The organism is Microbacterium profundi (genome assembly GCF_000763375.1).
In the GTDB taxonomy this organism is placed as follows: domain Bacteria; phylum Actinomycetota; class Actinomycetes; order Actinomycetales; family Microbacteriaceae; genus Microbacterium; species Microbacterium profundi.
The window spans coordinates 1,092,098-1,108,987 of sequence record NZ_JPSY01000001.1 but is presented as its reverse complement, the minus strand read 5'-3'; the positions used below and the strand labels follow the sequence as shown (position 1 = coordinate 1,108,987).

At 68.4% G+C, this 16,890-nt stretch carries 18 protein-coding genes; 12 read left to right on the top strand and 6 right to left on the bottom strand.

Features of this window, described 5'->3' with window-relative positions; translation table 11 throughout:
* Nucleotides 1-38: 38 nt before the first annotated feature.
* On the bottom strand, nucleotides 39-677 hold the full coding sequence (locus JF52_RS0105195) for a GntR family transcriptional regulator (protein WP_033105309.1): 639 nt from the start codon (nucleotides 675-677) through the stop codon (nucleotides 39-41).
* Between the two features lie 128 nt (nucleotides 678-805).
* On the opposite strand from JF52_RS0105195, the gene JF52_RS0105190 reads away from it, so the two are divergent.
* The 5 genes from JF52_RS0105190 to JF52_RS0105170 are packed head-to-tail and all read left to right on the top strand — an operon-like array spanning nucleotide 806 to nucleotide 6,851.
* Entirely contained in the window at nucleotides 806-2,089 is a 1,284-nt protein-coding gene (locus JF52_RS0105190) for an NRAMP family divalent metal transporter (protein ID WP_033105308.1), read from the top strand.
* Nucleotides 2,090-2,091: 2 nt separating this feature from the next.
* Entirely contained in the window at nucleotides 2,092-2,856 is a 765-nt protein-coding gene (locus JF52_RS0105185) for a LamB/YcsF family protein (protein WP_033105307.1), read from the top strand.
* Nucleotide 2,857: 1 nt separating this feature from the next.
* The gene (locus JF52_RS0105180; protein ID WP_033105306.1) at nucleotides 2,858-3,397 is read left to right on the top strand and encodes a D-glutamate cyclase family protein; all 540 of its coding nucleotides are present in this window, start codon (nucleotides 2,858-2,860) and stop codon (nucleotides 3,395-3,397) included.
* Nucleotides 3,397-5,142 carry a 5-oxoprolinase subunit B/C family protein gene (locus JF52_RS0105175; RefSeq protein WP_033105305.1) on the top strand — a complete coding sequence of 582 codons (1,746 nt, stop codon included), beginning with the start codon at nucleotides 3,397-3,399 and terminating at the stop codon, nucleotides 5,140-5,142. The genes JF52_RS0105180 and JF52_RS0105175 overlap by 1 nt, the downstream gene beginning before the upstream one ends.
* Entirely contained in the window at nucleotides 5,139-6,851 is a 1,713-nt protein-coding gene (locus tag JF52_RS0105170) for an acetyl/propionyl/methylcrotonyl-CoA carboxylase subunit alpha (RefSeq protein WP_033105304.1), read from the top strand. The genes JF52_RS0105175 and JF52_RS0105170 overlap by 4 nt, the downstream gene beginning before the upstream one ends.
* 176 nt (nucleotides 6,852-7,027) lie before the next feature.
* Here JF52_RS0105170 and JF52_RS0105165 read toward each other — a convergent pair whose 3' ends face one another.
* Nucleotides 7,028-8,368 carry a uracil-xanthine permease family protein gene (locus JF52_RS0105165; RefSeq protein WP_033105303.1) on the bottom strand — a complete coding sequence of 447 codons (1,341 nt, stop codon included), beginning with the start codon at nucleotides 8,366-8,368 and terminating at the stop codon, nucleotides 7,028-7,030.
* Nucleotides 8,369-8,509: 141 nt separating this feature from the next.
* Between JF52_RS0105165 and JF52_RS0105160 the strand changes: the two genes are divergently transcribed.
* Both JF52_RS0105160 and JF52_RS0105155 read left to right on the top strand, forming a co-directional pair.
* On the top strand, nucleotides 8,510-8,773 hold the full coding sequence (locus JF52_RS0105160; protein ID WP_052166763.1) for a type II toxin-antitoxin system VapB family antitoxin: 264 nt from the start codon (nucleotides 8,510-8,512) through the stop codon (nucleotides 8,771-8,773).
* Complete coding sequence (locus JF52_RS0105155; protein ID WP_033105302.1) at nucleotides 8,770-9,162, top strand: type II toxin-antitoxin system VapC family toxin; 393 nt, start codon at nucleotides 8,770-8,772, stop codon at nucleotides 9,160-9,162. Before JF52_RS0105160 ends, JF52_RS0105155 begins: the two co-directional genes overlap by 4 nt.
* 28 nt (nucleotides 9,163-9,190) lie before the next feature.
* On the opposite strand, the gene JF52_RS0105150 is transcribed toward JF52_RS0105155, so the two are convergent.
* Complete coding sequence (locus JF52_RS0105150; protein ID WP_033105301.1) at nucleotides 9,191-10,051, bottom strand: phosphoribosylaminoimidazolesuccinocarboxamide synthase; 861 nt, start codon at nucleotides 10,049-10,051, stop codon at nucleotides 9,191-9,193.
* Nucleotides 10,052-10,227: 176 nt separating this feature from the next.
* Between JF52_RS0105150 and JF52_RS0105145 the strand changes: the two genes are divergently transcribed.
* Both JF52_RS0105145 and JF52_RS0105140 read left to right on the top strand, forming a co-directional pair.
* Nucleotides 10,228-11,688, top strand: coding sequence for a DHA2 family efflux MFS transporter permease subunit (locus JF52_RS0105145; protein WP_084595584.1), 1,461 nt, complete (start codon nucleotides 10,228-10,230; stop codon nucleotides 11,686-11,688).
* Entirely contained in the window at nucleotides 11,685-11,927 is a 243-nt protein-coding gene (locus tag JF52_RS0105140) for a DUF2442 domain-containing protein (protein WP_033105299.1), read from the top strand. The genes JF52_RS0105145 and JF52_RS0105140 overlap by 4 nt, the downstream gene beginning before the upstream one ends.
* An 87-nt stretch (nucleotides 11,928-12,014) precedes the next feature.
* On the opposite strand, the gene purD is transcribed toward JF52_RS0105140, so the two are convergent.
* Together purD and JF52_RS0105130 are read right to left on the bottom strand one after the other, a co-directional pair.
* A complete protein-coding gene (gene purD / locus JF52_RS0105135) occupies nucleotides 12,015-13,307 on the bottom strand; it encodes a phosphoribosylamine--glycine ligase (protein ID WP_033105298.1) in 1,293 nt (430 codons plus the stop codon).
* A gap of 31 nt (nucleotides 13,308-13,338) precedes the next feature.
* Nucleotides 13,339-14,016 carry an NUDIX hydrolase gene (locus tag JF52_RS0105130; RefSeq protein WP_033105297.1) on the bottom strand — a complete coding sequence of 226 codons (678 nt, stop codon included), beginning with the start codon at nucleotides 14,014-14,016 and terminating at the stop codon, nucleotides 13,339-13,341.
* A gap of 71 nt (nucleotides 14,017-14,087) precedes the next feature.
* Here JF52_RS0105130 and JF52_RS0105125 point away from each other — a divergent pair, with 71 nt between their 5' ends.
* The 3 genes from JF52_RS0105125 to JF52_RS0105115 all read left to right on the top strand — a co-directional run bounded on the left by JF52_RS0105125 (nucleotide 14,088) and on the right by JF52_RS0105115 (nucleotide 16,179).
* Entirely contained in the window at nucleotides 14,088-14,456 is a 369-nt protein-coding gene (locus JF52_RS0105125; protein ID WP_033105296.1) for a sterol carrier family protein, read from the top strand.
* Nucleotides 14,457-14,995: 539 nt separating this feature from the next.
* The gene (locus JF52_RS0105120) at nucleotides 14,996-15,826 is read left to right on the top strand and encodes a siderophore-interacting protein (protein ID WP_033105295.1); all 831 of its coding nucleotides are present in this window, start codon (nucleotides 14,996-14,998) and stop codon (nucleotides 15,824-15,826) included.
* Nucleotides 15,827-15,864: 38 nt separating this feature from the next.
* Complete coding sequence (locus tag JF52_RS0105115; RefSeq protein WP_033105294.1) at nucleotides 15,865-16,179, top strand: hypothetical protein; 315 nt, start codon at nucleotides 15,865-15,867, stop codon at nucleotides 16,177-16,179.
* Nucleotides 16,180-16,272: 93 nt separating this feature from the next.
* Here the strand turns inward: JF52_RS0105115 and JF52_RS0105110 are convergent, their stop codons facing one another.
* Nucleotides 16,273-16,878, bottom strand: a complete 606-nt coding sequence (locus tag JF52_RS0105110; protein ID WP_033105293.1) for a hypothetical protein — start codon at nucleotides 16,876-16,878, stop codon at nucleotides 16,273-16,275.
* Nucleotides 16,879-16,890: the final 12 nt, after the last annotated feature.

The window sequence follows — 16,890 nt, the reverse complement described above, 5'->3', positions numbered from 1 at the left end:
GTCCGTGGAAACCAACGCCGATCGGAAAGTATCCCGCGCTAGCCGCGGCCCATGCGCGCGAACGCTCCGAGAACGGTGCGTTCCGACGAGATGAGGTAGCTCTCAAGCGCGTCGGCCGCCACACGCGGACCCTCTTCGAGAAGCGTCTTGAGCACGACGCGATTCTTGCGCACGAACGGCTCGTGCAGTGCGCGGGGGTCGTCGATCTCGAGGAACACGAGTCGAAGCTCCGCCGCGACGTCACGATATGTGCGGGCGAGTCGCGGACTGTCCGCGAGCGCGACGATCGCGTCGTGGAAGGCCATGTTCGCGCTGCCCACGCGGTGCCACTCCTCCGTGAGGAGATGCTTCTCGGCCTCGGCGAGAGCAGCGCGCATCAACTGCACGGCGGGATGCTCGGGCTCCGACTGCCGGAGCGCCGAGCACTCGATCACGCGGCGGGCGCGGTAGATGTCGACGACATCGGCGATCGACGGCGCAGCCACCGAGACGCCACGGTGCGGGATGTGCTCGATGAGCCCCTGTTCCGCCAGCACGCGGAACGCCTCCCGCAACGTGTTGCGCGAGACCTCGAACCGCTCGGCCAGCGCCGCCTCTGAGAGGCGGGCCCCCGGCGCGAAATCGCCGTTGATGATGCTCTGACGCAGCACATCCGCCAGCGCTCCCTGATGGTTCACGCCTTCATGCTAAGCGGGTGGGACCCTGCGCGTAGCATCCCGGAAACAAAATTGTTGAACAATCAGTCCCAATCCGTTCTACACTCGGTGTCACCCGACACCCGCCGAAGACGATGGGAACCCCCTTCATGTCCGAGCAGTCCCCGACTGACGCCCAGACCGATCCCGAAACCGCCGCCAAGCTCGCCGCGGTGAAGAAGCGCGTCGGCCGCAGCGCCGTCATCGGCGCGATCTTCCTGATGGCCACCAGCGCCATCGGTCCCGGATTCATCACACAGACCGCCACCTTCACCGCATCGATGGGAGCGGCGTTCGCCTTCGCCATCCTCGTCTCGGTGCTCATCGACATCGCCGTTCAGCTCAACGTCTGGCGCATGATCACCTCGTCCGGCAAGCGCGCGGGCGAGCTCGCGAACTCGGCCATCCCGTTCTCCGGACACGTGATCGCGGTCCTCGTCGTGATCGGCGGTCTCGCGTTCAACATCGGCAACATCGCCGGTGGCGGCCTGGGGCTGAACGCGCTGCTGGGCATCGACCCCAAGATCGGCGGCCTGCTCACCGGGGCCCTGGCGATCGTGATCTTCCTGATCAAGAAGGCCGGCAAGGTGATGGACATCGTGCTGGTGATCCTCGGCATCGGCATGATCGTCATGACGGTCGTCGTCGCGATCATCGCCCAGCCGCCGATCGGCGACGCGCTGCGTCAGACGTTCGTTCCGGACGAGCTGAACTTCGCCACCATCACCACGATCGTCGGCGGCACCGTCGGCGGCTACATCACCTATTCCGGCGCGCACCGCTACCTCGACTCCGGCCACACCGGTCCCGAGTACGCGGGCCCGGTCATGCGGGCAGCGGCCAACGGCATCCTGATCACCGGCATCATGCGCTACGTGCTGTTCCTCGCGATCCTCGGCGTCGTCGCATCCGGTGTCGCCCTCGACCTGTCCAGCCAGGCCGCCAACCCCGCGGGTCAGGCCTTCGGGTCTGTGCTGGGTGACGCGGGTCTGCGCATCTTCGGTGCGATCTTCTGGGCGGCCGCCCTCAGTTCGGTCATCGGCGCCGCGTACACGTCGGCGACATTCCTGTCGTCGTTCCACAAGCGCTTCCTCGGCGGCTGGTCGCTGCAGATCGCCACGGTGGCGTTCATCGTCGTCTCTCTGATCGTGTACCTGTCGATCGGCACCGCACCCGCGGCGATCCTGGTCTTCGTCGGCGGCTTCAACGGACTCATCCTCCCGATCGGCCTTACGGTATTCATGTACATCGGATGGTTCCGCCGCGACCTGCTCGGCACGAAGAAGTACCCGCTGGTGCTGCTGATCGCCGGCACACTGGTGACGCTGCTCACCTGGTACATGGGCATCGTCTCGGTCGGCCCCATCTTCGCCTTCCTCGGAACCGGAGCGTGACCATGCCCACCATCGACCTGAACTCCGACCTCGGCGAGAACGTCCCCGACCGCATAGTCAGCGACGACGTCGCGATGCTCGAGATCGTCACGAGCGCGAACGTGTCGTGCGGGTTCCACGCGGGCAGCCCGGAGGGCATCCGCGAGACTCTGGATGCTGCGGTGCGAAGCAGCGTCGTGATCGGCGCCCACCCCGGTTACCGCGATTACGAGAACTTCGGCCGCACGAACGTCGAGATCGACTCCCCGACGCTGCAGGCGCACGTCGAGTACCAGCTCGGCGCGCTCATCGGCCTGGCCTCTTCGGTCGGCGGCAAGGTCTCATACGTCAAGCCGCACGGTGCGCTGTACAACACGATCGCCCGAGACGAGCGGCAGTCCGCCGACGTGGTCGCGGCGATCAAGGCGATCGATCCGAGCCTCGTGCTGCTCGGCCTCGCGGGCGGCGTCGTGCTCGAAGTGGCAGCGAAGGCCGGACTCGCCGTCGCCTCCGAGGCCTTCGCCGATCGCGCGTACATGCCGGACGGGCAGCTCGTCTCGCGCACCCAGGACGGCGCCGTGCTGCACGACCCCGCCGCGGTCGCCGAGCGCATGGTGCGACTCGCGTCCGACGGTGTGATCCGCGCGATCGACGGTTCGGACGTGCGTGTCGACGCGCAATCGATCTGCGTGCACGGCGACAGCCCCGGCTCGATCGAGATGGCGGCGGAGACGAAGCGGATGCTGCAGGCAGCAGGCATCACGATCGCACCGTTCGCCGGAGTCTGAGATGGGCGTGCTTGCTTCTTCCGATCAGCTCGCGACCGCGCGGGCGGCGCGTGGCGACTACCGTGCGGGACGTGCGGTGCCGACCAGCGGTGTCGCGGCCGGTCTCACGCAGGCGAACCTCATCGCGGTGCCGGCGGATTGGGCGTTCGAGACACTGCTCTATGCGCAGCGCAATCCGAAGCCGTGCCCGGTGCTCGAAGTCATCGAGCAGGGGCAGGTGGAGTCGGTGATGGCACCAGGCAGCGACATCCGCACCGACGTCGGCCGTTACCGGATCTGGCGCGACGGCGAACTGACATCCGAGGTGAACGACGCGACGGAGGCGTGGGACGAGCATCCGGATCTCGTCGGCATCGCCGACCTCTCGCGTCCTGACTTCGGTGACGCACCGGAGGTGCGTGAGGGGGAGATCCCGGTGTTCTGGGCCTGCGGTGTCACCCCGCAGGCGGCGATCATGGCGTCCAAGCCGCCGTTCGCGGTCACGCATGCACCCGGCTACATGTTCATCACCGACGTGCCGGATGCGGAGTACATCGTCTGATGCGCATCCTCACAGCATCCGACCGCACTCTGCTCGTCGAGGCGAAGGGCCTCGACGAAGCCATGCGGCTGAACCTTGCCTGGGACGGCGTGCCCGGCATCGTCGAGCGCATCCCCGGCGCCCGCACGGTGCTCGTGCGGTTCGATCCGCTGCGCACGTCGGCTGCCGCGCTCGCCGAGGTGCTCTCGGCGACGCCGGTGGACGCCGAGCACGTGCCGCACACCCGCGAGGTCACCGTGCCGGTGCACTACGACGGCGAGGATCTCGCGGAAGCCGCGTCGCTGCTGGGGGTGTCCGCCGAGGAGCTCGTGAACCGGCACCTCGCGGCCGACTGGCAGGTCGCGTTCTCGGGCTTCGCGCCCGGGTTCGGCTACGTCGTGAGCGGGGATCCGCTGTTCGACGTGCCGCGTCGTTCGTCGCCGCGCACCAGGGTGCCGGCGGGGTCGGTCGCGCTCGCCGGAGCGTTCACCGGCGTCTACCCGCGGGAGAGCCCCGGTGGCTGGCAGCTGATCGGGCGCACGGATGCCGTGATGTGGGACATCGACCGCGACCCGCCGGCGCTGCTGTCGCCTGGGGCGCTGGTTCGGTTCGAGCGGGCGGGGCGGGAGGGGCTTCGATTCCCTCCGGTCGCTCAACCCGTTTCGTCTCCTCAGGCTTCGCCGTCGTCGCTCAACGACCCGCACCAAGGTTCCCCGCAGACAGAGTCCCATGCAGGCGCTGAACTCCGCGGGGCGTTGAGCGAGCCGGAGGCGAGACGAAACGGGTTGAGCGAGGTGGTCGTTGAGCGAGCCGTAGGCGAGTCGAAACGCAGCAGCGACGAGTCGAAGCCTCGCTCTTCCGACCCGCAATCTCCTTTGGTCGAGATCGTGCGGGCTTCCCTGCAGTTGCTGGTGCAGGATGCCGGTCGGCCCGGACACGCGGCACTCGGAGTCTCGGCATCCGGGGCCGCCGACCGCACGGCGCTGCGCGATGCCAACCGGGCAGTGGGCAACGCATCGGATGCCGCGGTGCTCGAGAGCGTCGGCGGCCTGACCCTCCGCTTCCACGGCGACGGCGTCGCGGCCGTCAACGGCGCGATCGGCGAGCTCACCCTGACGGACGCCGAGCGCCTCACCCGCAGCATCCCCCACGGTGCGCCCTTCGCCACCGTCGACGGCGACGAGCTCACCCTTGGCCACCCGACGCATGGCCTGCGCTACGTCGTCGGCGTACGGGGTGGGCTTGCTGCAGCATCCGCTCTCGGCAGCCGAGCCAGCGACACGCTCGCGGGCCTCGGGCCAGACCCGCTCGCGGCGGGTGCGATCGTCGCGGTCGGCGACGCGGGCGTCCACGCGGTCGATCCCGTCGCCACTCCGCGCGAACTGCCGGCACCCGGCGATCTCGTCGAGCTCGACATCACGCTCGGCCCGCGGGACGACTGGTTCACGGCATCCGCTCTCGTGGCCCTGACGACGCAGGAGTGGCTGGTCACGCCGCGGTCCGATCGGGTCGGCATCCGACTGCAGGGCGATGTGCCGCTCGAGCGCGCGACACAGGGCGAATTGCCCAGTGAGGGCGCCGTGACCGGCGCGATCCAGGTGCCGCCCGACGGGCAGCCGGTGCTGTTCCTGCCGGATCATCCACTCACCGGCGGGTACCCGATCATCGGCGCCCTGACCGATCGCTGCCTTGATCTCGCCGCCCAGTTGCCGCCGGGTGCGCGCATCCGTTTCCGCACTCCCCGCAACGAAGAAGGACTGTCATGAAGAAGGTGCTGATCGCCAATCGCGGCGAGATCGCGGTGCGCGTGATCCGCGCATGCGCCGAGGCCGGCTACGCCTCGGTCGCCGTGTACGCCGATCAGGATGCCGACGCGCTGCACGTGCGTCTGGCCGACGAGGCGGTGGGGCTCGGAGGTACGACCGCCGCCGACACGTACCTCTCGATCGCCGCGTTGCTGCGTGCTGCCGCCGACAGCGGGGCGGATGCCGTGCACCCTGGCTATGGATTCCTCTCGGAGAGCGCGGAATTCGCCCGCGCGGTCGAGGGCGCAGGATTGGTCTGGGTCGGACCGACGCCTGCGAGCATCGACGCGCTCGGCGACAAGATGACCGCACGGCGCATCGCGCAGAGGGTGAACGCACCGCTCGCGGCAGGCACGGATCAGCCGCTCTCAGGGCCGGCCGAAGCCGTCGCGTTCGCCGAGGAGCATGGGCTGCCGATCGCGATCAAGGCCGCGTTCGGAGGCGGAGGACGCGGGCTGAAGGTCGTCCGCGAGCTGTCGGAGGTGGCAGAGGCGTTCGACGCCGCGACCCGCGAGGCGATCGTGGCGTTCGGGCGAGGGGAGTGCTTCGTGGAGCGTTTCCTCGAGAGCCCGCGGCACATCGAGGTGCAGGTGCTCGGCGACGGCCAGGGTGAGATCGTGGTCGTCGGCGACCGCGACTGCTCGATGCAGCGACGCAATCAGAAGCTGATCGAAGAGGCTCCGGCGCCCGGGCTGACCGCTGCGCAGCGCGCCGAGATCCACGACGCCGCGCGCCGGATCTGCGCCGAGGTCTCTTACCGCGGGGCGGGAACCGTCGAGTTCCTGCTCGCCGCGGACGGCACGATCTCGTTCCTCGAGGTGAACACGCGGCTGCAGGTCGAGCATCCGGTGACCGAGGAGGTCACGGGTGTCGACCTGGTGGCCGAGCAGTTCCGGATCGCGTTCGGGGACGGGCCGTCTGTCCGTTCGACGCCCGAGCCGCGGGGGCATGCGTTCGAGTTCCGGATCAACGCGGAGGATCCCGGTCGCGGGTTCCTGCCCAGCCCCGGTGAGGTGTCGACTCTGCGGATTCCCGGCGGACCAGGCGTGCGGTGGGACAGCGGGATCGAAGCGGGGGATGCCGTGCAGTCGGCGTTCGATTCGATGATCGCGAAGCTCGTCGTGCATGCGGATTCGCGGGATGCCGCGCTGGTGCGCGCGCGCCGTGCCCTGCGTGAGCTGTCGGTCGAGGGGCCGGCGACCGTCATCCCGTTCGATCGCCTGGCCGTCGACGAGCCGGAGTTCCAGAGCGCGACGTTCGCCGTGCACACGCAGTGGATCGAGAGCACCCTGTTGCCGCGGCTGGAGCCGCAGCTGCGACCGGCGCCCGTCGAGGATGCTGCGCTGCAGCGCTTCCCCGTCGAGATCGACGGGCGTCGCGTGATGCTCGGAGTGCCCGTGGGGTTGCTGCGAGGGTTCGCAGGTGCGGCCGTGCCGGTGGATGCTGCGGCATCCGTTGATCCCGCCGAGTTGCGGGCGCAGGCTCCCGGCACGCTGGTGCGGTGGCTCGTGGATGACGGAGCTTCCGTCGAGGAGGGGGATGCCGTCGCCGTGCTCGACGCGATGAAGATGGAGACGCAGGTCAGCGCACATCGTGCCGGCGCGCTGGTGCACGCGGCATCCGTCGGGGAGGCGATCGCCGCTGATGCTGCGATCGGCCGTATCGGCTGAGCGCGGCATCCGCCTCGAACCGGAGGAGATCTCCCCGATGGGAGGAGATCCGGGCCTGCGCCGCATCAGCCCGCCCTGATGTTACGCACTGCGGAGGTTGTCACGCCGGTCGGAGGCTTTCGATCAGAACCTCCGACGTGCGTGACAACCTCCGACAGGTGTGACGCGCCGAGCGTCTACTCCGGGTCGCCGCCCAGCGGGCCGACGGCCGGGATGGGGCCGCCGTCATCTGCTCCGGTCTTGCGCGCACGGGCGATCGCGTTGCCGACGTGATAGACCAGCAGGGCCGCGACCGTGCCGATCACGATGGCGCCGAGTTGGAACGCGCCCCACTGCATCGCGAACCCGCCGACCGCCATGACGAACGAGATCGCGACGGTGTATTGGTTGACCGGGCGGGAGAAGTCGACGCGGTTGTCGACCCAGATCTTGATGCCGATGACGCCGATCAGGCCGTAGAGCGCGGTGGTCACGCCGCCGAGAACTCCGGGCGGGATGGTGTTGAAGATCACGCCGATCTTCGGCGAGAAGGCCAGCAGGATCGCGGCGAAGCCGGCCACCCAGTACGCGGCGGTGGAGTAGACGCGGGTGGCGGCCATTACGCCGATGTTCTCGCCGTACGTCGTGGTGGCCGAGCCGCCGAAGCCGCCGGCGAGCGTGGTGGCGAGGCCGTCGGCGATGAGGGCGCGCCCGGTGTGCTTGTTGATCGACGGGTCGTTCGTCATGGTCGCGACGCCACGCACGTGCCCGACGTTCTCGGCGATGAGCACGAGCGCGACCGGGAGGAACATCGGCACGAAGGCCCACGCCATGGGGTCGGTGACCGCGGCGAGGTGGAAGTCAGGCAGGCCGATCCACGCCGCGTCGGCGACGCCTTCGAACGAGACCTGCCCGGTGAAGATCGCCACGACATATCCGACGATCACGCCCAGGAAGATCGAGATGCGCCCGAGGAACCCGCGGAACAGCACGCTGAACAGCACTACCGCGATGAGCGTCACAGAGGCGAGCTCGGGCTGCAGCGTGAAGTTGTTCCACGCGGCGGGTGCGAGGTTGAAGCCGATCAGAGCGACGATGGAGCCTGCGACGACGGGAGGCATGAACCGGTCGATCCACCCGACGCCCACGGCCTGCACGAGAAAACCGATGCCGGCGAGCAGCACACCGACGACGAGCACACCGACGAGGGCTTGGGTGATCTGCTGAGCGGTCTCCAGCGCCTGCCCTGCATTGATCGCGGTGATCGGGGCGAGGAACGCGAAAGACGAACCCAGGTAGCTGGGCAGGCGGTTCCGCGTGATCAGCAGGAAGAGCAGGGTGCCGAGGCCCGAGAACAGCAGCGTCGTCGACACCGGGAAGCCGGTGATGATCGGCACCAGGAACGTCGCGCCGAACATCGCGACGATGTGCTGCGCGCCGATCGCGAAGGTGGCGGGCCAGTTCAGGCGCTCTTCGGGCTTGACGACTGCACCGGGGGCGACGGTGTGGCCGTCGCCATGGATCTTCCACACGGGCATGGGGGCTCCTCGGAAATCGGGGTGAGGGGGAATCGGGGTGGGGATGCTGGAGAAACACTATCGAGTCGCACGAGGCGGCGACGTCGGAGGCCGAGGGTAGAAAGGTGGTGGTGATGGTAGAAAGATGCGAAAATGGGGAGTATGAGCCTCAACATCAAGAACGAACGGGTGCACGAGATGGTGCGCCGGCTCGCCGAGCTCACCGGGCAGAGTCAGACGAGTGCGGTTGAGGATGCTGTGCGGCGAAGGCTGGAAGAAATGGGCGAGGCGGCGGAAGGCGCGGAGCAGCGACGACGCGAAGAATTCGACGCGGCGCTGAAGAGGCTTCAGTCCCACACGCCGATCGGACCAACGTATGAAGAGATCATGGATGACATGTACGACGAGCTCGGCCTACCGCGATGATCGTCGACACGTCGGCGCTGCTGGCCATCGCGCTGAAGGAGCCCGAGGCGCCCCGGTTCATTCAGTTGATTCGTGAAGAGGGCATCGCGATCTCCGCATCGACACTGTTGGAGTCGGAGATCGTCGTTCGGGCGCGTCTCGGCGTCGATGCACTGAACGACCTCCGAGATTTTCTTGACCGGGGCCCCTCTGAGGTCGTGCCCTTCGACGCTCGCCAGGCCCGCATCGCGAGCGAGGCTCACGCGCGCTATGGGCGAGGATCGAAGCATCCAGCGAAGCTCAACTTCGGCGACTGCTTCAGCTACGCGCTCGCGATGGCGCGTGACGAGCCCCTGCTGTTCAAAGGTGACGATTTCATTCACACCGACGTGCGGGTCGCCGCGCCCTGACGCTTCGACAAGCTCAGCGACCGGAGTGTCACGCCGTAAGGCGTTCGATGAGTTCGCGGTAACGGTCGGCCGTGCGCTCGACGATCTCGTCCGGCAGCGCGGGCGGCTCGCCCTGCTTGTCCCAGTTCGATGCCAGCCAGTCGCGGACGATCTGCTTGTCGAAGCTCGCCATGCGCTCGGTCGGGGTCGTTCCGGACTCCCATGTCGCAGCATCCCAATAGCGCGACGAGTCGCTCGTGAGCACCTCGTCGGCCAGGCGCAGGATGCCGTCGGCATCCGTTCCGAACTCGAACTTGGTGTCCGCGAGGATCAGCCCGTGCTGCTCGGCGATCGCCGCTGCCTTCGCGTAGATCGCGAGCGAGGTGTCGCGCAGTTCGGTCGCGCGCTCGGCGCCGACCAGTTCGACGACGCGTTCGAAGGTGATGTTCTCGTCGTGCTCGCCCATCGGTGCCTTGTACGCGGGGGTGAACAGCGGCTTGGGAAGACGGTCGCCGTTCTCGAGCCCCGAGGGCAGCGGGATGCCGCACACGGTTCCGCTCTGCTGGTACTCGGCCCATCCGGTGCCGGTGATGTATCCGCGGACGACGCACTCGATCGGCAGCATCTCCAGCGACTGCGCGAGCATGGCGCGGTCGGCGACAGCATCCGGAATCTCGCCCTCTGCAAGATGATTCGGGAAGTCGAGCTGGGCGAACCACCATCGGCTGAGCGTTGTCAGCAGCGCACCCTTATCAGGGATGCCGGGGGAGAGCACGAAGTCGAACGCGCTGACCCGGTCGCTCGCGACGACGAGGATGCGGGTGTCGGCGGGATCCTGCGATGCGTAGAGGTCGCGGACCTTTCCCGAGTAGAGGTGACGCCAGCCGGGGATGTTCAGTGCATCGCTCATCCGCCCATTATCCCTGGCGGAGTCCGCGTGTGTCGGCGCCTGATCCACGGAGCCTCGGTGTCGGAGGCCGGGTGTAGCGTTGCCGGGTGACTGACTCCTCGGCATCCTCCGGCCCTTCCACCGGCACCTACGCCACCGGGCAGCGTCCGAGCAGCCCATGGCCGGCCCTTTGGGCGATGGTCATCGGATTCTTCATGATCCTCGTCGACACGACCATCGTCGGGGTCGCGAACCCTGCGATCAAGGAAGCGCTGGATCCGACCTCGAACAGTCTCGACCGCGTCGTGTGGGTGACGAGTGCCTACCTGCTCGCCTATGCGGTGCCGCTGCTGATCACCGGACGGCTGGGCGACCGCTTCGGACCGAAGAACCTCTACCTCATCGGCCTCGCAGTGTTCACGCTCGCCTCGCTGTGGTGCGGTCTGTCGACGACATTGGACGGCCTCATCTGGGCTCGCGCCGTTCAGGGACTCGGTGCGGCGCTGCTGACGCCGCAGACGATGGCGGTCATCACCCGCACCTTCCCGCCGGAGCGCCGCGGCGCGGCGATGGGGCTGTGGGGCGCAGCATCCGGCGTCGCCATGCTCGTCGGGCCGCTCGCCGGCGGATTCCTCGTCGACGGTCTCGGCTGGGAATGGATCTTCTTCATCAACCTGCCGGTCGGTGTCATCGGGTTCATCCTGGCGTGCATCCTCGTGCCGAAGCTGCAGACGCACAAGCACCGCTTCGACGTGCCAGGCGTCTTCCTCAGCGCGATCGCCCTGTTCCTCATCGTCTTCGGACTGCAGGAGGCGGAGGCGTACGACTGGGGCGTCATCTGGGGTCCGATCTCGGTGTGGAGCCTGATCATCACCGGCGTCGTCGTGCTGGTGCTCTTCCTCTGGTACCAGTCGCGCACGAAGAACGAGCCCCTCGTCCCGCTGGAGCTGTTCCGCAACCGCAACTTCGCCTGGTCGAACATCACGATCGCGATCGTCGGATTCACGGTGACCGCGCAGGGGCTGCCGCTGATGTTCTTCCTGCAGCTCGCTCGCGGGCTGACTCCGACCGAATCCGCCCTGTTGCTGATTCCGATGGCGATCGCTGCCGGCGTCATCTCCCCGTTCGCCGGCAAGCTGCTCGATCGGATCGACCCGCGCCTCATGCTCGTGCCGGGGCTGCTGCTCGTATCGATCTCGCTGTTCCTGTTCGCCACGATGATGAACACCGAGATCCCTATCGGCTGGTTGCTGGTCCCGTCGCTGATCCTCGGGTTCGGCAACGCGGGTATGTGGGGTCCGCTCGCCACGACTGCCACCCGTGACCTGCCGCCGCGTCAGGCCGGCGCAGGTTCGGGCATCTACAACACGATGCGCACAGTGGGCTCGGTTCTCGGCTCGGCCGCGATCGCCGCATTCATGCAGAACCGCCTCGAGACGAACCTGCCCGGCGCTTCGGATGCCACGGGTGGATTCGGTGGGGGTCAGATGCCGGATGCTGTCGCCGGGCCGTTCGCGGATGCGATGGCGCAGACCATGCTGCTGCCCGCGGCCGTCATCCTGCTGGGCGTCGCCGCCATGCTGGTGCTGCGTCGGCCGAAGCACCTGGCCGCGCGCGCGTCGCGGGCATCGCGAACAGATCGAGGAGGCGTGGCATGAGCACTTCCGTTGATGGCGCTGTCGTTATCGATGTGGTGGTTGACGACGAAGAGGTGCGCGTGCGGGTGAAGGACGGTCGCACTGTCAGCGCCCCGCTGAGTTGGTTCCCGCTACTCTCTGCCGCGAGCCCGACCCAGCGTTCGGACTGGCGCCTGATCGGTGAAGGCGAAGGAATCCACTGGCCTCAGCTCGATGAAGACATCTCGGTCGCTGCGTTGCTGCACGGGCACGATCGATAGCTCGCGCTGAGCCCCGAGATCCTGCCGCAGAGCTTCAGCCTCGCCGACTGAGGTCGAAGCCTCGCGCGGGCGAGCCCGGTCCGCGTGCTACTCCGCGACGCGGGCGGCGATGTCGCTGCGGAAGTGCGCACCGTCCAGGCCGATGCGGCCGATCGCGTCGTAGGCCTGGGTGCGGGCCACGGCGAAGTCTGATCCGACGGCGACCACGTTCAGCACGCGGCCTCCGGTGGCGAGCAGATCGCCGCCTGGAGCATCCGGTCCGGCGGTGGCTGCGTGGACGATCCGCACGCCCTCGACGCTCGCGGCATCCGACAGCCCTGAGATCTGGCGGCCGGTCTGCGGCGCCTCGGGATAGCCCTCGCTCGCGAGCACGACGGTGATCGCGACGTCGCCCGAGAACACGGGGTCCGGCTGGTCTTCGAGAGTTCCGGATGCCGCGGCGAACAGCAACTCGGACAGCGGGGTCACCAGACGCGGCAGCACGACCTGGGTCTCAGGATCGCCGAAGCGGGCATTGAACTCGATGACCTTGATGCCCTTGTCGGTGAGGATGAGTCCCGCGTAGAGGAGCCCGATGAACGGTGTGCCCTCGGCATCCAGCTGGCGGATCACCGGCAGCGCGACCTGGTCGGTGACCTGCTGCACGAAAGCCTGCTCGCTGCCGAACTGCTCGTCGAGCCACGGCAGTGGCGAATACGCGCCCATGCCGCCGGTGTTGGGGCCTTCGTCGCCGTCGAAGGCGCGCTTGAAGTCCTGTGCAGGGCTGAGTGCGCGCACGGTGTCACCGTCGGAGAGGAAGAACAGCGACACCTCGGGACCTGAGAGGAATTCCTCGATCAGCACCGGTCCCTGCGGAAGGTAGTGCGATGCGTGGGTGAGTGCCTCGGCGCGGTCCGACGTGACGATGACGCCCTTGCCGGCCGCGAGGCCATCGGCCTTCACGACGTACGGTGCGCCCAGATCGTCGAACGCCTTCTCGACGTCGGAGACGGATGCTGCGCGCACGGCGCGTCCGGTCGGCACTGATGCCGCTTCCATCACGCGCTTCGCGAAGGCCTTCGAGCCCTCCAGCTGCGCGGCGGCCCTGCCGGGGCCGAACACCGGGATGCCGCGTTCGCGCAGTGCATCCGCGACACCGGCGACGAGTGGAGCCTCCGGGCCGATGACGACGAGGTCGATCCCGTTCTCGTTCGCGAAGGTCGTGACCGCGCCGCCGTCGAGCTGGTCCACGGTGGCGAGCGCGGCATCCTGCGCGATCCCCGCGTTGCCCGGCGCGGCGACGATCTCGTGCTTCGCACCGCCCGCCTGCTCTGACTCTGCCTTCAGGGCGAGGATGATCGCGTGCTCACGGGCACCGGAACCGAGGACGAGGATCTTCACCCGTCCAGACTACCGAGCCGGTCGAGCCCCGTCAGACGGTCACAGGACGTTCGTCGCTCTCATCCCATGGCACGGTCCACCCGCAGGTGTCGAACAGGCGGTCGAGCACCATCGCCGTGAATCCCCACACGATCGTGCCATCGACGTCGAACGCCGGTCCGCTGAAGCGGAACCCGTCGCGGGTGATGACCGAGGTGAAGCGCGTCGCGGGGTCGAGCAGCTGCGCGACCGGCACACGGAACACCTCGACGGTCTCGGCATGGTCGACGGCGGCGACCTTCGACGGCTTCGTCCACCAGCCCAGCACCGGCGTGACGAGGTGGTTGCTGGCTGCGAGGGGGAGTTCGGGGAGTACTCCGAGGATCTCTACCCCGTCCGGGTCGAGGCCGGTCTCTTCTACCGCTTCGCGCAGCGCGGTGGCGACGAAGTCCGCATCGGCCGTTTCGCGCCCTCCGCCGGGGAAGGACACCTGGCCAGGATGCGATGACAGAGTCGATGCGCGTCGCTGGAGCAGCACGTCGAGATCCTTCGCGACTGCCGCATCGATCACCGGGGCCGGAGTGCTGTCGAGCACTCCGAACAGGATCAGGACGGCGGACTCTCGAGCCGTGTGCGGATCGGCGAGCTGCGGCAGGATGCCCCAGCTGTCGGACCGCGCGGCGGCGAGCAACGCGGCGCGGGCGCCCTCCGGATGCTGCGAGACACTCATCCTTTCGAGCATACGCGGCGCCCGAAGAGCGTGGCCGCTGCCCGCCGCGCGCGTCGTCGTAGGCTGATCCCGTGGCCAGGAAGATCGATGTGAGCGACGGGCGCGACGCGCTGGATGCTGTGCGCGTGTCCCGCACCGCGGACACGAAGCCAGCGCGCACCGCGCTCGCGACGGCCGTGCGCTACCTGCTGCAGCTGCTCGATGAGAAGGCGCCTGGCAACAGCGTCGAGGTGCGGGTGCCGCCGTTCGGCGCGGTGCAGGTCGTGCAGGGTCCCCGCCATACTCGAGGCACGCCGCCGAATGTCATCGAGATGGATGCCGCGACCTGGATCGATCTCGCCACGGGTGTCGAGACCTGGGAAGAGGTCGTCGCCGCAGGTCGCGTGCAGGCATCCGGCACGCGCGCAGATCTGTCGGATCTGATGCCCTTGCGTCCGTAGCGGTCGCACACTCGCGGGTCGTTGAGCGCAGGCGGCGCAGCCCCCGGTATCGCGGGTCGTTGAGCGCAGGCGGCGCAGCCCCCGGTATCGCGGGTCGTTGAGCGCAGGCGGCGCAGCCCCCGGAGACGAAACGCGTTGAGCGAGCCGCAGGCGAGACGAAACGCCGTCGGAGAGGCTTCGACTCCCTTCGGTCGCTCAGCCCGTTTCGTCTCGCTGCGCTCGCTCAACGACCCGCGGGAGCTGGTCGCTCAGCCCGTTTCGGGCCGCGGGAGCTGGTCGCTCAGCCCGTTTCGTCTCGCTGCGCTCGCTCAACGACCCGCGGGAGCTTTCCGCTCAGCCCGTTTCGGGCCGCGGGAGCTGGTCGCTCAGCGACTGGGCGCCACCGCCCTGCGCTACGCCGCGGGGCCACCATCTCGGCGGAGACCGGAGGGTTCCCGATCTGGGCGTGGCTGCTCGTGGTCGGCGCGGGTGTCGGCACCGGTGTCGTCGTCAAGCGGCGTCGGGATGCCGCGTCCGCCGCCATCGGGGAGGATTGACTCATGACAACCACCGATCGTCCTCAGCGGCGCCCCCGTCCTCAGATCGTGCTCGAGGTCATCGATTCCATCCGGCTGACACCCCACCTGGTGCGCATCATCGCCGGCGGACCTGGCATCGCGGCTGTCGAGGACAAGGGCTTCACCGACGCCTACACGAAGATGCAGTTCGCGCCGGCGGAGGCGAACCTGACGCCGCCGTACGACATGGAGGAGCTGCGGGAGAGGCTGCCCGTCGAACTGCTGCCGTCGGTGCGCACCTATTCGATCCGCCGTTTCGACCTCGACCGTGGACAGATCTGGATCGACTTCGTCACGCACGGCGACGAGGGGGTGGCGGGGCAGTGGGCGGCGAGCGCCAAGCCGGGCGATCCGGTGGTTCTCGGCGGTATCGGCGGCGGCTACGCACCAGACGCGACAGCGGACTGGCATCTGCTCGTCGGCGACGAATCGGCGATCCCTGCGATCTCGGCGGCGCTCGAGGCGATGCCGGCGGATGCTGTCGGCACGGTGCTGCTCGAGGTGCAGGACGAGGCCGAGCATCTCGCGCTGACCGTTCCGGAGGGGATCGAGGTGCGCTGGCTGCACCGCGGTGATCGTGAGGCCGGGACGACCACCGAGCTCATCGACGCCGTGCGAGCTCTCGAGTGGCGTTCGGGTCGGGTGCAGATCTTCGCGCACGGCGAGCGCGGCGCGATGAAGCAGCTTCGCCCGTTCCTCACCGATGAGCGCGGAGTGGAGCGCACGCAGCTCTCGCTGTCCGCGTACTGGGCCTATGGCCGCCGCGAAGACGCGTTCCAGGCGGAGAAGCGCGAGGCCGTCGGGCAGGTGTGACGCTCCCGCGAGGGCCGGAACAGTGGGATAATGGATGCATGTCCTCCACCGATTCTCACGAGACCGTCGAGGCGACCGTCAGGCGGGTGCCCCGCTACGGCGTGTTCATGGGCATCGGAGTCGTGCTCGGGATCATCGCCGCCGGCATCCTGACCATGGTCGGAGGCTACGAGCCGTCTCAGGCGCTCGACGTCGTCTACCCGCCCAGTCAGGTGTTCGGATTCGCACTGCTGTGGACGGTGCCGATCGGCCTCGCTCTCGGTGGCGTCGCCGCGATCGTCCTGGAGCGTTTCGCCCGTCGCCACGACCGTGTCGTGCGCGTCGACCGCGAGACGATCATCGCGGCGGACTGACCGTACTCGTTTCGACTCGCTGACGCTCGCTCAACGCGTTTCGTCTCGCTGACGCTCGCTCAACGCCCCGGGGCGTCGCCTTGTCGGATCAAGTCAGGCGAGCTCGGCGATGATCGGCCGGATGGCGGCGTCGAATGCGACCACGTCGCGTCTGAGCCCATCCGTGACGGCGACCGTGAGTGCGCCGATCCACCAGATCCCTCGTTGCGAGAACGGCAGCACCTGCACGTTCAGCTCGAACGAGTGCGCGCGGCGGCCGATCTCGCGCTCGAACTCGGCGATCGCGCTCGCATAGGCGCGGTACGCGCCGCCCCCGGTGGCCGTCTTCATCGTTCCCAGATACCGCTTGTGGGCATCGCGGGCGTATTGCAGCGCGGATGCCGCGAGCGGAGTGATCGCTTCGCGCAGTTCCTCGGCTCCGGTGGCGGGCAGAGCGACGAGGGTGTCGAACCCGTCGACGAGCTCCAGCGGGCCCTCTGCGGGGTGCGCACGCGGCTCCACCGCCATGTCCCAGTAGTCGCGCCACTGCGCTTCTAGCGGGGCGCTGGCGTCGGCGGCATCCGGTGCGCGCACCTGCAGGTCGCGCAGGCTCGGCAGGCCCTCCGGCTCCCGGATCCCGAGCATCTGCCTGAGGGCGAGCGCGACGAGCGTCGGCATCCCGGCGTCCTCGCGTATCAACCACTGCGGCTTCTCGGCCATGGCCCCATCCTA

What these genes read in the sequence shown, in the direction of transcription:
- JF52_RS0105150 (WP_033105301.1), bottom strand. Translation starts at nt 10,051, where the DNA reads ATGAGCGATGCACTGAACATCCCCGGCTGGCGTCACCTCTACTCGGGA.
- JF52_RS0105190 (WP_033105308.1), top strand. Translation starts at nt 806, where the DNA reads ATGTCCGAGCAGTCCCCGACTGACGCCCAGACCGATCCCGAAACCGCC.
- JF52_RS0105180 (WP_033105306.1), top strand. Translation starts at nt 2,858, where the DNA reads ATGGGCGTGCTTGCTTCTTCCGATCAGCTCGCGACCGCGCGGGCGGCG.
- JF52_RS0105110 (WP_033105293.1), bottom strand. Translation starts at nt 16,878, where the DNA reads ATGGCCGAGAAGCCGCAGTGGTTGATACGCGAGGACGCCGGGATGCCG.
- JF52_RS0105120 (WP_033105295.1), top strand. Translation starts at nt 14,996, where the DNA reads ATGACAACCACCGATCGTCCTCAGCGGCGCCCCCGTCCTCAGATCGTG.
- JF52_RS0105115 (WP_033105294.1), top strand. Translation starts at nt 15,865, where the DNA reads ATGTCCTCCACCGATTCTCACGAGACCGTCGAGGCGACCGTCAGGCGG.
- JF52_RS0105145 (WP_084595584.1), top strand. Translation starts at nt 10,228, where the DNA reads ATGGTCATCGGATTCTTCATGATCCTCGTCGACACGACCATCGTCGGG.
- JF52_RS0105160 (WP_052166763.1), top strand. Translation starts at nt 8,510, where the DNA reads ATGAGCCTCAACATCAAGAACGAACGGGTGCACGAGATGGTGCGCCGG.
- JF52_RS0105165 (WP_033105303.1), bottom strand. Translation starts at nt 8,368, where the DNA reads ATGCCCGTGTGGAAGATCCATGGCGACGGCCACACCGTCGCCCCCGGT.
- JF52_RS0105175 (WP_033105305.1), top strand. Translation starts at nt 3,397, where the DNA reads ATGCGCATCCTCACAGCATCCGACCGCACTCTGCTCGTCGAGGCGAAG.
- JF52_RS0105185 (WP_033105307.1), top strand. Translation starts at nt 2,092, where the DNA reads ATGCCCACCATCGACCTGAACTCCGACCTCGGCGAGAACGTCCCCGAC.
- JF52_RS0105170 (WP_033105304.1), top strand. Translation starts at nt 5,139, where the DNA reads ATGAAGAAGGTGCTGATCGCCAATCGCGGCGAGATCGCGGTGCGCGTG.
- JF52_RS0105140 (WP_033105299.1), top strand. Translation starts at nt 11,685, where the DNA reads ATGAGCACTTCCGTTGATGGCGCTGTCGTTATCGATGTGGTGGTTGAC.
- JF52_RS0105130 (WP_033105297.1), bottom strand. Translation starts at nt 14,016, where the DNA reads ATGAGTGTCTCGCAGCATCCGGAGGGCGCCCGCGCCGCGTTGCTCGCC.
- JF52_RS0105155 (WP_033105302.1), top strand. Translation starts at nt 8,770, where the DNA reads ATGATCGTCGACACGTCGGCGCTGCTGGCCATCGCGCTGAAGGAGCCC.